Source organism: Streptomyces sp. CB02009 (assembly GCF_001905825.1).
GTDB lineage: Bacteria > Actinomycetota > Actinomycetes > Streptomycetales > Streptomycetaceae > Streptomyces.
In genome coordinates, this window is record NZ_LIVV01000001.1 from 481,841 (window position 1) to 496,396 (window position 14,556).

The window sequence follows — 14,556 nt, forward strand, 5'->3', positions numbered from 1 at the left end:
CCTGCGGCTACCGGGCCGATCGGACCGCTGCGGTCACGGTCGTGGCGGCTGTGGTCGGGGACGCGTCCGACCGCGTCGCCTCCTCGGGCTCGTCCGCCGTCAGTGCCGTGCGCAGGCCGCCGAGGATGCGGTGGAGGAGACGCGACACGTGCATCTGCGAGAGGCCGAGGCGCTCGCCGATCTCCGCCTGCGTCAGCTCGTCGCCGAACCGCAGCGCCAGGATCGTCCGGTCGCGCGTGCAGAGCCCGGCGACGAGCGGCTTGAGCGCCTCCAGGTTCTCGATCTTCTCGAAGGCGTCGTCATCGCTGCCGAGACGGCGCGCGAGCATGCCGGGGCCGTTGTCCTCGTCGTCGACGGGAACGTCGAGAGAGCGGCTGGTGAACCCGTTCGCGGCGAGCCGGCCCTCGCGCAGCTCGTCCTCCGTGATGTCGAGGTGCGCGCCGAGCTCGGCGTCCGTCGGCGGTCGGCCCAGGTCCTGTTCCAGGGCGTCGTTCGCCTTGGCCACGTGCAGGCGCAGCTCCTGCAGGCGGCGCGGTACGTGCACACTCCAACTGGTGTCCCGCAGATGCCGCCGTATCTCACCGAGCACGGTCGGCAGGGCGAACGACATGAACTCGTTGCCCCGCTCGGGGTCGAACCGGTTGATCGCCTTGATGAGACCGACGGTGCCGACCTGGACGATGTCCTCCCAGGACTCGGGAGAACGGCGGAAACGGGTCGCGGCGTACTTGACCAGGCTGAGGTTCAGCTCGACGAGGGTGTTGCGCACGTACGAGTAGTCCGCAGTGCCCTCCTCAAGTGAGCGCAGCCGCTCGAACAGGGTGGTCGACAGCGCGCGGGCGTCCGCGGTGCTCACCGCGAGGGGATCCGAGATCTCCGGAAGGCCGGCCGGTGGCTCGGGCGTGCGGCTGACAGGCCGAAGGTCGCTGCGGCCCCGGACGGCGGTGCGGTAGTTCGACATCAAGGCTCCTTGCCAGAACCCCCCACATGCGTTCTACCCGCTCGTGCCCCACACGAGCAGTGCGCCGGGGGTGACGGAGCGCAGAGGACGGCGGATGCCGGGGTGTGCGGGAATATCGGGAGAGGTCGGGGTGAATGCGGGCGAATCGTTGGGGCAGGGGCCTGCTGAGCCCCGAAAGCGACGGGTTCCGGAGGCGGAGCGGGGGAGGGCTGGGGCGGATCGTGCGTGGGGCCGAGCGGAGACCGGGGAGGAAGAACAGTGACCACGCGACACCGCACGGGACGTCCCGTACCGGACCGGCAGCGGCCCCTCGTCCCGCACGACGTGGCCGAGGCGCGCGCCCGGGTGGCGGAAGCACTGCGGGGGGCGGCGACGAGTACGGGGAGCCCGCCGTCCACGACCGCCGTCGGGGACGCGCTGCTGGTGACGTCCGAGCTGGTGACCAACGCGCTGCGCCACGGGGGAGGCCTCACGGGGTTCGACGTGGACCTGGACCCGGGCGCGGTGACGATCACCGTCGCGGACGCGAGCGGCGAACTCCCGCGCCTCACGGGCGGCCGCGGGACGGAAAGCGCCTCAGGTCCGCCCGAGGGCGGCTTCGGATGGTCCCTGATCAGACTGCTCGCCCAGGAGATCAGGCTGACCCTCCCGCCGGGGGGCGGCAAGACCATCGAGGTACGGCTGCCGCTCCGCTGAGAGCGGGACGCGCGGCGGAGCGTGACCGCCCGGCACGCCCTACCCGGCGAGGAACTCGGCGCACCGGTAGGGGCCCAGGTCCGGGCCCTCCGGCCGGCGCAGCGTGACCTCCACCTCGTCGGCCCCGACCGTCGGGTCGAGGACGGACTGGGCGCGGGCCAGCGTGCACACCAGCTGTCCCGTCCCCTGGTCCCGGCCCGTCCCCGCGTACGGGCTCTCCAGGCGCACCGTGACCCGGGTGCCCCGGCCCGCCACCGTGTAGCCGCCCAGCTCGACGAGGTTGGTGAGGCCGCCGCGCTGCTCGGCCGGCGGCGGGCCGCTCGCGAGCAGCTTCACCACCGAGGCGAGGTTCTCGACCTCCCTGTCGAGCACGGGCACCCCCCGGAGTCCGCCGTCCGACGCGTAGTACAGCCGGATCCCGCGCGTGAGCCCGGTCGCCGGCTCGCCCGCCCCTATCACCCCCGTCGGCTGCACACCGCAGCCCACCAGGGCGAACCCGAGGACGGTGACCAGGAGGCCCGCCCGTACCCTCACTCCGCGTCCTCTCCCGTACGCCGCAGGGGCAGCCACAGGGTGAACACCGCTCCGCCCTCCGCTCCTTCGGCGACGTCGATCGTGCCGCCGTGCAGCCGCGCGCTCTCCAGGGCGATCGCCGTCCCCAGGCCGCTGCCCTGTCCGCCGGTATCGGCGGCGCTCCGCGTGCGGGCCGCGTCCGCCTTGTAGAACCGGTCGAAGACCCGCTCCCTGGCCTCCGGCGGCAGCCCCGGGCCGTGGTCGGCGACCTCCACCGTCACCCACTCCGGGTCCGGGCCGGCACTCGCCCCGCCCCGGGCGCCCGCCGGCGTGCCCGGAGCGCTCGCCGCCGGCCCCGTCCCGAGGGTCACGGTGACCGGCGGCGCTCCGTGCCGCAGCGCGTTGCCCACCAGGTTCGCCACGATCACGTCGACGCGCCGCCGGTCGACCACCGCCCGTACGCCCTCCTCGAGACGCACCTCCACCCGGTCGGTCCAGCCGCGCAGCGCCAGTGACGCCCGTACCGTGTCGGCGAGATCGGTCTCGGCCGCGTTGAGCCGGATCGCGTTCGCGTCGAAACGCGAGATCTCCATCAGGTCCTCGACGAGCCGCGCGAGCCGCGCCGTCTCCGCGCCCACCGTGCGGGCCGCCCGCGCCGCGTCCGCCGGCAGCTGGTCGGCGTCCTCCTCCAGGACGGTCGCCACCATCGTCATCGCCGCGAGCGGTGTGCGCAGTTCGTGCGACACGTCCGCGACGAAGCGGCGCGCCTTCGCCTCCTGCTCGCGCAGCCGCGCGTCCGAGGCCTGCAGGGCGTCCGCCGTCTCGTTGAACGTCCGCGCCAGATCGGCGAGTTCGTCGTGCCCCGTGACCGTGACCCGGCTCCCCAGGTCGCCCTCCGCGAGCTCACGGGTGGCCCGCCCCAGCTTCCGTACGGGGCGCAGGACCGTTCCGGCGGCGAGCAGCGCCAAGACGGCGGCCAGCACCACCACCGGCAGGAGCCCGGCCCGCACGGAGTCCAACAGGGCCGCGGTGTCGTCGCGTTCGGCGCGGAGATCCGTGATCGCGAAGACCTCCAGGCCGGAGAAGCGGCGGTCCCCGTCCGCGTACGTCACGGGCATGCCGACCACCAGATACGGCTCGTTCCGCCACATCACCCGCTGGAACCGGGCCCCGTCCCCGGCCCGTACGGCGCTCCGCAGTGCGACGGTGATCCGGCCCTCCGTGTCGGCGAGCGGATCGGACACCGCGACGAGGTCCTGGTAGCGGGCGACGACGATCCGGGCGCCGAGGCCGTCCGAGACCTTCGCCGCGAACCGGGCGAGCGACCGCTGGTCGGGCGGCAGGTCGACCTCGGCCGCCACCGCGGTGACGCGCGTCCGTACGTCGTTCACCGCCGCGTCCTGGGTGCGCCGGAGGACGGCGGTCCGCGCGTCCCGGTAGGCGAGCGCGGTCGCCGTCACCGCGCTGATGAGCGCGACGACGACGAAGGTCACGACGAGCCGGGTCCGCAGCCCTCCGACGAGCCGCCGCGAGCGGCGCTCCTGGCGGCCGCCCGAGGACCGGGGGCGGCCCCGGCGACCCGCCCCTCCGGTCCCGCTCACAGCGGCCCGAAACGGTAGCCGAAGCCCCGTACCGTCTGGACGTACCGGGGTTTCGCCGCCACGTCCTCCAGCTTCGCCCGCAGCCGGCCGACCGCCGCGTCGACCAGCCGGGAGTCACCGAGGAAGGTGTGGTCCCAGACCGAGGCGAGGAGCTGCTCGCGGCTGAAGACCCGGCCGGGCGAGGCGGACAGTTCGAGGAGCAGCCGCAGCTCGGTGGGCGGCAGCGGGATCAGGACGCCGTTCTTGGTGACGGTGAGTCCGGCGCGGTCGATCACCAGGCCCGCGGGGTCGGCCTCGGCGTCCCGCGACGGCGCCGACGGCTCCGCGCGGCGCAGCGCGGCCCGGATGCGGGCCTCCAGGACGGGTGCGGTGACCGGCTTGACCACGTAGTCGTCGGCACCGGCCTCCAGACCCGTCACGATGTCGTGGTCGTCCCCGCGCGCGGTCAGCATGATGATCGGGAGCGCGGCCGTACGGGCGCGGACGCGTCGGCACACCTCGAACCCGTCCATCCCCGGCAGCATCAGGTCGAGGACGGCCAGCTCGATCTCCGCGCCGGCCGGGGTGCCGAGCAGCGCGAGCGCCTCCTCGCCGGTGGCCGCGGTGTCGACGGCGTACCCGTGCCGGCGCAGCACGAGCTCCATCCCGTCCCGTACGGACGCGTCGTCCTCGATGAGCAGTACATGCGGCATGCCGTCGATTATGGGTGCCGCGCGGACCCGTCCGGCGCCCGGGCCGAGGCCCGATGCCCAGGTGGGGGGCATTGTTACGTTCTCATCATGTCGCCATGGAATCGCCATCACGTGCCGTGGCGAGGGTGGTGGCCATGACCTCGAAGACACGCTCCCGCACCCCGGTCCGACGGCGCCTGACCGCCCTCGCCGTGCTCCCCCTCCTCGCCCTCGCCGCGGCCTGCGGCAGCGGCGACGACAGCGCCGGCGGTGCCGGCAAGAGCGACGCGATCGCCTCCGTACCGGAGACCACGACGGCCTCGCCGTCCACGCGGAACGACACCGCGCCGAGCACCCGGCCCGCCGGGAAGAGCGCCTTCTACGACGCCCAGATGGACTACGTCCGGTGCATGCGCGTCAAGGGCGGCTACAAGGACTTCCCCGACCCGAAGCTCAGCGGGCACCTCGACTGGGGGAAGGTCGAGGAGATCTCCTCCCGGCCCGGACAGATGGAGGCCGCGAAGGGCGGCAGGAACGGCGTCTGCGTCGACGAACTCCAGAAGGTCATGCTGGCCGAACCCGAGCGGGACCAGCAGAAGGACTACGAGTCGATGCTGGCGCACGCCACGTGCATGCGGGACAACGGCGTCTCCCGGTTCACCAACCCGACGATGAGCGGCGGCAACGCCCAGCCGGGCGGCGACCCCAACCCGGCGTCCCCGACGATCGACCACACCTCACCGGTGTACAAGCAGGCCCGCGAGGCGTGCGCGACGAAGCTGCTCGACGGCCTGGACGGCATGCAGTGAAGCGCCGATCCGCCCTCCGCGCGCTCGGCGCGGTGACGGTCGCCGCCGCCGTCACCGGGGGAGCCGTCCTCCTCGGCGACTTCGGGCTCCTCGACCGGGGAGAGCACGGCTCCGGGGCCGACGGGAAGGGCGGCGACCTGCCGCCCGCCACCGCGACCGTCGTACGGACCGACCTCGTCCGGTCCAAGACCGTCGACGGCAGGCTCGACTTCGCGCAGCGCCGCCCGGTGAAGGCCGCCGTCGACGGCACCGTCACGGTCGCCGCCACCGAGGGCAGGACCCTGTCCAGGGGGCAGGCGCTGTACGAACTGAACGACAAGCCCGTCACCCTCCTCTACGGCCCCGTCCCGATGTTCCGCGAGATGAAGGAAGGCGACCGGGGCAGCGATGTGCTCCAACTGGAGCGCAACCTGCGCGACCTGGGGTACGGCGCCGGGGTGCACGTCGACACGCGCTACGACAAGGGCACCGAGGCGGCGGTCGAGCAGTGGCAGAAGTCCCTGAACCGCGAGCCCACCGGAAGGGTCGGCAGGGGCGACGTCGTCTTCCAGCCCGGCCAGGTGAAGGTGGTCGCCGTCGACGCCGCGCTCGCCGACCAGGTCGCTCCCGGTGGCGCCGTCCTGACCGTCGCCTCCACCAGACCCGTCGTCCGGGCCCACCTGGACCAGACCGACGGCGCGCTCACCGCGGCGGGCACCACGGTCGAGGTCACGCTGCCCAGCGGGAAGACCGTGGCCGGGCGGGTCGCCGGGACCGTACGCCCCGAGGAGGCCGGTTCCGGGGACGGTGCCGTGGCGCAGGAAGGCATCGTCGTCGAGGTCGTCCTCGACGGCGGGGCGCGCGCGGCCTCCGGCGAGGACGCGAAGGCCTCGGCCAGTGTCAGGTTCGTCAGCGAGGCGCGCAAGGGGGTCCTCGCGGTGCCCGTCGAGGCGGTCCTCGCCCTGCGCGGCGAGAACGGCGGCTACGGCCTCCAGGTCGTCCGGGGCACCACCACGAGGACGATCCGGGTGGAGACGGGGATGACCGCCGACGGGCGGATCGAGGTCTCCGGCCCGGACGTGAAGGAAGGCCTGAAAGTCGGAATGGCGGCCTCATGACGAGGGACGGCGCCATGACGAGGGACGGCGCCATGACGACGGACAGTGCCATGACGACGGACAGTGCCATGACGACGGACAGTGCCATGCCTACGGACGACGCCATACCGGTGGACGGCGCCCGGCCCACCGCACCCGTCCCCGTCGTGGAACTGCGGGAGGCCACCCGGTCGTACCCCGGAGGAGTCCACGCCCTGCGCGGAGTGAACCTCACGATCGGCGAGGGCGAACTGCTCGCCGTCGTCGGCCCCTCCGGATCCGGCAAGTCCACGATGCTCCACGTCATGGGCACCCTCGACAAGCCCACCGGCGGCACCGTCCGGATCGCCGGCCACGACGTGTCCGCACTCTCCGACAACCGCCTCTCCGCACTCCGCGCCCGCCACATCGGCTTCGTGTTCCAGCACTTCCACCTCGCGGCGGGCCGCGACGCCGTCGACAACGTCGCCGACGGGCTGCTGTACGCGGGCGTGCCGCTGCGCGAACGACGGGCGCGGGCGCGGGCCGCGCTGGACCGGGTGCGCCTCGGCCACCGCCACTCCCACACGCCGAACGAACTCTCCGGCGGCGAGAAGCAGCGCGTGGCCATCGCCCGCGCGCTGGTGGGGGAGCCCCGGCTGCTGCTCGCGGACGAGCCCACCGGAGCCCTCGACACCGCCTCGGGGGAGATCGTCATGGAGCTGCTCCACGAACTGAACGCCGCCGGCACCACGATCTGCGTCATCACCCACGACCACGGGATCGCGGACTCGCTGCCGCGCCGGGTCCGCTTCAAGGACGGCGAGATCGTCTCGGACGAGCGCGGTGCCCGTCCGGGCCGGCGCGGCGTCCTCCCCTGGGAAGGAGCCGCGCCGTGAACGCCTCCCTCAAGCCCTCGCGCCTCTCCGCAGGCGACATCCTGCGGGTCGGCGCCGTCGGTCTCCGCGCGCGCCGCGCGCGCGTGGTGCTGTCCGCGCTCGGCATCGCCATCGGCATCGCGACCATGGTCGCGGTCGTCGGCCTCTCCGAGTCCAGCCGCGCGGACCTGATGGCCCGCCTCGACCGGCTCGGCACCAACCTCCTGACCGCGGAGGCGGGCAAGGACGCCCTGGGCAGGGAGATCCGACTCCCCAGGAACGCGGTCGCGATGGTCGAGCGCATCGGCCCCGTCCAGCACGCCACCGGAACGGGAGACGTCGACGCCCGGATCCGCCGCAGCGACCTCGTCCCCGAGGAGCGCACCGCAGGCGTCACCACCCAGGCGGTCCGCACCGACCTCCTGGCCGCACTCGGCGGCGAGGTCGCCAAGGGAGCCTGGCTGGACCCGGCCGGGGAACGGCTCCCGGTCGCGGTCCTCGGAGCGGTGGCCGCCGAGCGGCTCGGCATCACCCGCACCGGCGAGACGATCATGATGAACGACACCCGCGTGGTCGTCGTCGGCATCCTGAAACCGCTCGAACTGGTGCCGAACCTCGACCGGGTGGCGATGGTCGGATTCCCCGCCGCCGAGCGCCACTTCGGCTTCGACGGCCACCCGACGACGATCTTCGAGCGCTCCACCGACGCCTCGGTGGAGGACGTACGGGCCATCCTGGCCCGCACGATCAGCCCCGGCGGCGAGGCGGGCGTCAAGGTCTCGCGGCCCTCCGACGCGCTCGCCGCCAAGGCCGCCACCGACAAGGGTCTGACGACCCTGATGCTGGGCCTGGGCGCGGTGGCGCTCCTCGTCGGCGGCGTCGGCGTCGCCAACACCATGGTCATCTCGGTCCTGGAGCGCCGTCAGGAGATCGGCCTGCGCCGCTCCCTCGGCGCGACCCGCAACGCGATCCGGCTCCAGTTCCTCACCGAGTCACTGCTGCTCTCCGTGCTCGGCGGAGCGACGGGCGCGCTGCTCGGGGCGGCGGCGACGTACGGCTTCGCGCGGGTCCAGGGCTGGACGGCGGTCGTCCCGCCCTGGTCCCTCGCGGGCGGCCTCGCCGCCACCCTCCTGATCGGGGTGATCGCCGGCCTCTATCCGGCGATCCGCGCCTCCCGGCTCCACCCGACGGTGGCGCTCAACGCGACGTGACCACCGGGCCGCCGTCGTGCGGGGGCGGCGGATCCGTGTGCGGCAGGAACGCGGCCGACTTGCGGGCGAGTACGGAGGCGAAGAACTCGGGTGCGTCGTCGGGGCGCATCCGGGTGAGGGCGACCATGCCGGTGATGACGGCGTCGACGACCTCCTCCTGCACCTGCTCCCAGTCGTGGCTGCGGCCCTTGCGCGGATTCGCCGCCCGGACTCCGATGACGGCCTGCGCGGCCTCACCCACCTCTTCCGAGAGCTTGAGCACCTGCAGCGTCCACTGCTCCTCCGCCGCGAGCCCCCGCTCGGCGTCGAACTCCGCGAACCGCGTGGCGAGCGTACGGATCGTGTCCCACGGGTCGTTGTCCCTCACGGGTCTCCTCCGGTCGGCGGGTGACGGCGTGCCGGGCCGCCGCCACGGCCGCCGGGGCGGCCGCGGTCGGCCGGCACCCTGCGAGCATGCCCCGCGGGAAGCCGCCTACTTGCCGCGGCGGATGCGGGCGGCCTGCCGCGCCTCGGCCGTCTTGCGGGCCTCGGCGGCCTTGCGGGACTCGTTCTTGGCGCGTCCCGGGCGGCCCGGGACGGTGCCCATGCCGCGGAAGGCCGCCCCGCCGCGCTTGGCGCCCTCCTGGCTGGGCGCGGCACCGGCGACGGGCACGCCCGAGGGGGTGCGGGCACCGGTGATGCGGCTCAGCGCGGCCTCGCCCGACCTGACCTTGGTGACCTGGGGGCGGATGCCGGCGTCCGCCATGAGCCGGGCCACGTCACGCTGCTGCTCGGGGGTGACCAGGGTGACGACGATCCCGGACTCGCCGGCGCGCGCGGTGCGTCCGCCGCGGTGCAGATAGTCCTTGTGGTCGGCCGGCGGGTCGACGTTGACGACGAGGTCGAGAGCGTCGACGTGGATGCCGCGCGCCGCCACGTTGGTGGCGACGAGCACCGGGACCTCGCCGCTGCGGAAGCGGTCCAGGGTGCGGGTCCGCAGCGGCTGGGACTTGTCGCCGTGCAGGGCGGCGGCGCGCACACCGCTGCCGAGGAGGTGCTTGGTGAACCGGTCGACGGAGGCCTTCGTCGCCAGGAACATGATGACCCGTCCGTCGCGGGCGGCGATCTCCGTGGCGGTGGCGAACTTGTCGGCGCCGTGCACGTGGAGCACGTGGTGGTCCATCGTGGAGACGGTCGCCGCCGACGGGTCCACGGAGTGGACGACCGGGTCCGTGAGGTACCGCTCGACCAGCAGGTCGACGTTGTGGTCGAGCGTGGCGGAGAACAGCAACCGCTGGCCCCCGGCGGGCACCAGGTCGAGGATCTCGGTGACCTGCGGCATGAAGCCCATGTCGGCCATCTGGTCGGCCTCGTCCAGGACGGTCGCGCCCACCCGCTCCAGTCGGCAGTCCTTGCGCTCGACGAGGTCCATGAGCCGGCCGGGCGTGGCGACGAGGACCTCGGCCCCGTCGCGCAGCGCCGTGGCCTGCCGGCCGATCGACATGCCGCCGACGACGGTGGCCAGGCGCAGCTTGAGGGCCCGGGCGAACGGGTCGAGGGCGTCCGTCACCTGCTGGGCCAGTTCACGTGTGGGCACGAGGACCAGCGCGAGCGGCTTGTGGGCTTCGGCGCGCCGGCCGGCGATGCGGACCAGCAGGGGCAGGCCGAAGGCGAGGGTCTTGCCGGAGCCGGTGCGCGCGCGGCCCAGGACGTCACGGCCCGCGAGGGCGTCCGGCAGGGTCGCGGACTGGATCGGGAACGGCGTGTCGACGCCGAGCCCGGTGAGGACGTCGTGGACCTCGGCCGGCAGAGCGAGCTCGGCGAAGGTGGCGGCGGGCGGCAGGGACGGGGTGCCGGCGGGCAGCGCCGCCCACGGGTCCGTGCCGGCGGCGCCGCGTGCCGCCCGGTCCGGACGGGGTGCGCTCTTCGCGCTGTTCGTGTCGTTCATGGGTCCTCCTCGAAACGGTGCGCTTCGAGGAATTCGCGAGGGGCCGCGGGCCCGATGAATTACTGGAACGTACCGAATGCCACGGGTGTACGGATCCGGTCATGCCGAGGGGATCGAATCGGCGGCCGGCCGGTGAAAAGCCCGGGAACAGGTGAAAAAGCCTGGAAAATGCGACGAGCCGGGGCCCTCACCACACGGGTGAGGACACCGGCTGCGTCGGACGTGTCAACGTCAGGCGGGGAGGATGTTCTCCGCCTGGGGGCCCTTCTGGCCCTGCGTGACGTCGAAGGTCACCTTCTGGCCTTCCTGGAGTTCACGGAAGCCAGAGGTGGCGATGTTGGAGTAGTGGGCGAAGACGTCCGGGCCGCCACCCTCCTGCTCGATGAAGCCGAAGCCCTTTTCCGAGTTGAACCACTTCACGGTGCCGTTAGCCATGTCATTCTCCTTCGGGGCGTAGCCCTGGGGGCCGCACTGTGCGGACCCCGGAGTCGCCGTGATGATTGCCCCGTTCGGAAAACTGCACCGAAAACACAGAAAGTGCCTGACGATGTCGAATCGTCGAAGGCACTTGTAAGCTTCTTTGGGAACCACAACTGCAACTGTCGTCGACTGTACCACGGCCCCTGCACCGGTGCACGGAATTGCCGCGTCAATTCTCGTGTCGCGTCTCCTGGCGCACCGAGCGGGAGGACATGGCGAGGACGAACGTGACGGTCATCAGCAGCGCCCAGGCGCCGAACTTGGCGAGGGACACCGGCTGCCAGCCGGCCAGCTGGTCCGGATAGCTCCAGGCGCCGACGTACGTGGCCGCGTTCTCCGCGACCCAGAGGAAGAAGCCGATCAGGACGAACGACAGGGCCAGCGGCATCCGGTGGTCCCGGTCGCCGACCCGGAACCGCACCCAGGTTCCCGCCGTCGCCACGAGCAGCAGCGCCGCCAGGAGCCAGCGGGCGTCGGGCAGCCAGTGGTGGCTGAAGAAGTTCACGTACACGGCGGCGGCGAGCACGGCCGTCGCGCGCGGCCGGTAGCCCGTCAGGCGCAGGTCGAACAGGTGCCGGGCCCGGCAGACGTAACTGCCGAGCGCCGCGTAGAGGAACCCGCCGTACAGCGGCACCCCGCCGACCTTCGTCAGCGCCTCCTCCGGATAGCTCCACGAGCCCATCCGCACCTTGACCAGCTCGAAGAGCAGGCCCGTGGCGTGGCAGGCGGCGATCACCGCGATGTCCCGCCCCGTGTCCCACCCGACCTTCCAGGCCACGACGGTGAGGCCGATCCCGTACAGGAGCAGCAGGTCGTAGCGGGCGACCGGCAGCTCGGGCAGCAGGGACGAGACGGCGATCCCCCCGACGAGCGCGACGGCGAAGGCGCAGCACCGCGCCTCCAGCACCGCGAACCGCAGCAGATGGCGTATCCCGTGCGTGAACGTGTCCATGGGGGGAGGGACGCCGCGCGGCGGCGGTCGGTTCGCCCGCCGGGGGAGGCGGACGGACGACGGACGGCGGCGCGCCGCACCTCCCGGAGGAAGTGCGGCGCGCCGCCGTGCCGGTGGACGGGTGGGGATCAGACCGCCGGAGCCGGGAAGGTCGGGTACTCCACGCCGGAGACGTGCTGGACGACCCGGATGACCTGGCACGAGTAGCCGAACTCGTTGTCGTACCACAGGTAGAGGATCGCGTTGTCGCCGTCGACCTTGGTCGCGCCGGCGTCGACGATCGACGCGTGGCGCGAGCCCACGAAGTCCATCGAGACCGCGTCGGGGGCCGTGGTGAAGTCGATCTGACGCTTCAGCGGCGAGTGCAGCGAGACGTCGCGGAGGTACTCGAGGACCTCGTCGCGGGTGGTCTCGCGGCCCAGGCGCAGGCTCAGGATGGCGATCGAGACGTCCGGGACGGGGACGCGGATCGAGCTGCCCGTGATCGGGGCCTTGAGCTCCGGCAGCGCCTTGGCGACGGCCGAGGCGGCACCGGTCTCGGTGATCACCATGTTGAGCGGCGCGGAACGGCCGCGGCGGTCCGCCTTGTGGTAGTTGTCCAGGAGGTTCTGGTCGTTCGTGAACGAGTGGACCGTCTCCACGTGGCCGCGGAGCACGCCGTACTCGTCGTCCATCGCCTTCAGCGGCGGCACGATCGCGTTGGTGGTGCAGGAGGCGCAGGAGAGGATCTGCTCGTCCGGCTTGATCGTGTCGTGGTTGACGCCGTGCACGATGTTCGGCACGTCACCCTTGCCGGGCGCGGTCAGGACGACCTTGTCGATGCCGGGGCGCAGGTGCTTCGACAGGCCCTCGCGGTCGCGCCACTTGCCGGTGTTGTCGATGAGGATGGCGTTCTCGATGCCGTACGCCGTGTAGTCGACCTCGGAGGGGTCGTTGGCGTAGATCACCTTGATGGTGTTGCCGTTGGCGACGATCGTGCTGTTCGCCTCGTCGACCGTGATCGTGCCCTGGAACTGGCCGTGGATGGAGTCACGGCGCAGCAGCGAGGCGCGCTTGACGAGATCCTGCTCACCGCCGCCGCGGACGACGATCGCGCGCAGCCGCAGACCGTTGCCCGATCCGGACTTCTCGATGAGGAGGCGGGCCACGAGGCGGCCGATGCGGCCGAAGCCGTAGAGGACGACGTCGCGTCCGTCGCGGCGCTCGATCTTGTTCTCACCGGTGGCACCGGCGACGGCCTCCGCGGTGAACTCCTCCACCGTGAGACCGCGGTTGTCCGTCTTGTAGTCCGCGGCCAGCACGCCGATGTCGATCTGGCAGGGGCCGAGGTCGAGGGTCGTCAGCGTCCGGAGGAAGGGCAGCGTCTCGACGACCGAGAGCTCCTCGCCGGCGATCTGGCGGGCGAAGCGGTGGGTCTTGAGGATGCTGACCACCGACTTGTTCACCAGGGAGCGGCTGTGGACCAGGACGGTGATGTCCTGCTCCCGGTGCAGCTTCCCGATGATCGGGATCATCGACTCCGCGATCTCCTCGCGGTTCTTCCAGCTGGTGAACGAGTCGTCATTGACAGTCACAAGTTTATCTTTCGAGCTAGGCGGCGCTCATATGCTAACCCGCGGCCTGTTTGATCGATCAAGAGGGTGGCGAAGGTCACGGGAAGGCCAGCTTCCGGAACACCTCACGGGCCCTGGCCAGCGGACCGGGGTCGCGCGTCAGGTGGAGGCGGTTGGTGAGCAGCACCGCCCAGCGGCCCCGCGTCGGCGAGACCCACATGCCCGTGCCGGTGAAGCCGAAGTGCGACCAGACGTCGTCCGCCGGGCCCGTGTACGGGGCCGGATGCCAGAACAGGCCGCGGGGCGGTTCGAGCCCACCGGTGTGGACCCGGAGCGATCCCGCCGTCCACTCGGGAGAGAAGGTGCCGGGCCGTGGCGCCAGCAGATGGCGGAGGAAGCCGCCGACGTCGCCGACGGTGGTGAACACCCCGGAGATCCCGCAGGCGCCCCCGAGGAGCCGGGCCGAGAAGTCGTGGACGGTGCCCTTCAGGTGCCGGCCGCTCTCCTCGTCGTACTCGGTGGGCGCGCACCGCTCCCTGAGCGCGGCGGGCAGCGGACCGTACCGGGTCTCCGCCATCCCGAGCGGGCTCCAGACCCGCTCCTCGGCCAGCCGGGGGAGCGGGCGGCGGGTGAGGTGCTCGGCGAGGTAGCCGAGGATCAGGGCCGCCCGGTCGGTGTACGCGACGGCCTCACCGGGCCGGTGCCGGAGCCGTTCGGCGAGGACGCCGTCCCGCACGTCCTGCGGGTCGGAGCCGTAGAGGTGCCGGAGGTTGGCGCGGAGCGGCATGCCGGCGGTGTGGGTGAGGAGGTGGTGCGCCGTCACATCGGCGAGCGGCCGCCCCGCCGCCTCGGGCCAGTAGTCGCCCAGCGGAGCCGCCGGATCGAGCTTCCCGGCGTCGACGAGGGTGCCGATCACGGCCCAGACGGCGAGGATCTTGGTGAGGCTCGCCACGTCGAACAGCGTGTCGCGGAGCATCGGTTCGTCCGGCCGCGCCGGGTCGAGCAGACCGACGGCGCCGGCGGACAGGGTCGTACGGGCGTCGCCCACGGCCCACACCATGCCGGGGCAGACGCCCGCGCGCACGGCGTCGGAGAGGAGCCGCTCGAAGGGGTCGCTGCGCTGCGCCAAGGCGGGCCTCCGGACGGTTGAGGGCGGCCCTGGCCTGGTGGGCCGTGCTCCGGAGTCATGCCCCGGCCGTGCGGGAAGACACCCTTCCGGGCGTCCGTCTCCCCACCGGCCGCGCGCCGG

General features: G+C 72.7%; 15 protein-coding genes. 5 read left to right on the plus strand and 10 right to left on the minus strand.

Features of this window, described 5'->3' with window-relative positions; all coding sequences use genetic code 11:
• Positions 1–7: 7 nt before the first annotated feature.
• Complete coding sequence (locus tag AMK27_RS02155) at positions 8–961, minus strand: SigB/SigF/SigG family RNA polymerase sigma factor (RefSeq protein ID WP_073902304.1); 954 nt, start codon at positions 959–961, stop codon at positions 8–10.
• Between the two features lie 258 nt (positions 962–1,219).
• On the opposite strand from AMK27_RS02155, the gene AMK27_RS02160 reads away from it, so the two are divergent.
• A complete protein-coding gene (locus AMK27_RS02160; protein WP_079188146.1) occupies positions 1,220–1,657 on the plus strand; it encodes an ATP-binding protein in 438 nt (145 codons plus the stop codon).
• A gap of 39 nt (positions 1,658–1,696) precedes the next feature.
• On the opposite strand, the gene AMK27_RS02165 is transcribed toward AMK27_RS02160, so the two are convergent.
• Genes AMK27_RS02165 through AMK27_RS02175 form a run of 3 tightly spaced genes read right to left on the minus strand, consistent with a single transcriptional unit; the run spans position 1,697 to position 4,463 of the window.
• Positions 1,697–2,191: a GerMN domain-containing protein gene (locus AMK27_RS02165; protein ID WP_073902305.1), complete on the minus strand. Its 495-nt coding sequence runs from the start codon at positions 2,189–2,191 to the stop codon at positions 1,697–1,699.
• Entirely contained in the window at positions 2,188–3,771 is a 1,584-nt protein-coding gene (locus tag AMK27_RS02170) for an ATP-binding protein (protein WP_445194825.1), read from the minus strand. Before AMK27_RS02170 ends, AMK27_RS02165 begins: the two co-directional genes overlap by 4 nt.
• The gene (locus AMK27_RS02175) at positions 3,768–4,463 is read right to left on the minus strand and encodes a response regulator transcription factor (protein WP_073903838.1); all 696 of its coding nucleotides are present in this window, start codon (positions 4,461–4,463) and stop codon (positions 3,768–3,770) included. The genes AMK27_RS02170 and AMK27_RS02175 overlap by 4 nt, the downstream gene beginning before the upstream one ends.
• Positions 4,464–4,597: 134 nt before the next feature.
• On the opposite strand from AMK27_RS02175, the gene AMK27_RS02180 reads away from it, so the two are divergent.
• The 4 genes from AMK27_RS02180 (at position 4,598) to AMK27_RS02195 (ending at position 8,395) form a co-directional block, all read left to right on the plus strand.
• A complete protein-coding gene (locus AMK27_RS02180; RefSeq protein ID WP_073902306.1) occupies positions 4,598–5,251 on the plus strand; it encodes a hypothetical protein in 654 nt (217 codons plus the stop codon).
• Positions 5,248–6,348, plus strand: coding sequence for a peptidoglycan-binding protein (locus AMK27_RS02185; RefSeq protein WP_073902307.1), 1,101 nt, complete (start codon positions 5,248–5,250; stop codon positions 6,346–6,348). The genes AMK27_RS02180 and AMK27_RS02185 overlap by 4 nt, the downstream gene beginning before the upstream one ends.
• A gap of 86 nt (positions 6,349–6,434) precedes the next feature.
• Complete coding sequence (locus AMK27_RS02190) at positions 6,435–7,205, plus strand: ABC transporter ATP-binding protein (RefSeq protein ID WP_073903840.1); 771 nt, start codon at positions 6,435–6,437, stop codon at positions 7,203–7,205.
• On the plus strand, positions 7,202–8,395 hold the full coding sequence (locus tag AMK27_RS02195) for an ABC transporter permease (protein ID WP_073902308.1): 1,194 nt from the start codon (positions 7,202–7,204) through the stop codon (positions 8,393–8,395). The genes AMK27_RS02190 and AMK27_RS02195 overlap by 4 nt, the downstream gene beginning before the upstream one ends.
• Here AMK27_RS02195 and AMK27_RS02200 read toward each other — a convergent pair.
• The 6 genes from AMK27_RS02200 to AMK27_RS02225 form a co-directional block, all read right to left on the minus strand.
• On the minus strand, positions 8,382–8,762 hold the full coding sequence (locus tag AMK27_RS02200; protein ID WP_073902309.1) for a MazG-like family protein: 381 nt from the start codon (positions 8,760–8,762) through the stop codon (positions 8,382–8,384). The genes AMK27_RS02195 and AMK27_RS02200 overlap by 14 nt on opposite strands.
• A gap of 105 nt (positions 8,763–8,867) precedes the next feature.
• Positions 8,868–10,322: a DEAD/DEAH box helicase gene (locus tag AMK27_RS02205; protein WP_073902310.1), complete on the minus strand. Its 1,455-nt coding sequence runs from the start codon at positions 10,320–10,322 to the stop codon at positions 8,868–8,870.
• A 231-nt stretch (positions 10,323–10,553) separates the two neighbouring features.
• Positions 10,554–10,757, minus strand: a complete 204-nt coding sequence (locus tag AMK27_RS02210) for a cold-shock protein (RefSeq protein WP_015031667.1) — start codon at positions 10,755–10,757, stop codon at positions 10,554–10,556.
• 214 nt (positions 10,758–10,971) lie between these two features.
• Positions 10,972–11,754: a DUF817 domain-containing protein gene (locus AMK27_RS02215; protein WP_073902311.1), complete on the minus strand. Its 783-nt coding sequence runs from the start codon at positions 11,752–11,754 to the stop codon at positions 10,972–10,974.
• 128 nt (positions 11,755–11,882) lie between these two features.
• Positions 11,883–13,328, minus strand: coding sequence for a glyceraldehyde-3-phosphate dehydrogenase (locus tag AMK27_RS02220; protein ID WP_073902312.1), 1,446 nt, complete (start codon positions 13,326–13,328; stop codon positions 11,883–11,885).
• A gap of 76 nt (positions 13,329–13,404) precedes the next feature.
• A complete protein-coding gene (locus AMK27_RS02225) occupies positions 13,405–14,436 on the minus strand; it encodes a serine hydrolase domain-containing protein (protein ID WP_073902313.1) in 1,032 nt (343 codons plus the stop codon).
• Positions 14,437–14,556 lie beyond the last annotated feature (120 nt).

Coding starts and splice junctions, on each gene's coding strand:
- AMK27_RS02210 (WP_015031667.1), bottom strand. CDS start 10,757: ATGGCTAACGGCACCGTGAAGTGGTTCAACTCGGAAAAGGGCTTCGGC.
- AMK27_RS02175 (WP_073903838.1), bottom strand. CDS start 4,463: ATGCCGCATGTACTGCTCATCGAGGACGACGCGTCCGTACGGGACGGG.
- AMK27_RS02205 (WP_073902310.1), bottom strand. CDS start 10,322: ATGAACGACACGAACAGCGCGAAGAGCGCACCCCGTCCGGACCGGGCG.
- AMK27_RS02190 (WP_073903840.1), top strand. CDS start 6,435: ATGCCTACGGACGACGCCATACCGGTGGACGGCGCCCGGCCCACCGCA.
- AMK27_RS02180 (WP_073902306.1), top strand. CDS start 4,598: ATGACCTCGAAGACACGCTCCCGCACCCCGGTCCGACGGCGCCTGACC.
- AMK27_RS02215 (WP_073902311.1), bottom strand. CDS start 11,754: ATGGACACGTTCACGCACGGGATACGCCATCTGCTGCGGTTCGCGGTG.
- AMK27_RS02155 (WP_073902304.1), bottom strand. CDS start 961: ATGTCGAACTACCGCACCGCCGTCCGGGGCCGCAGCGACCTTCGGCCT.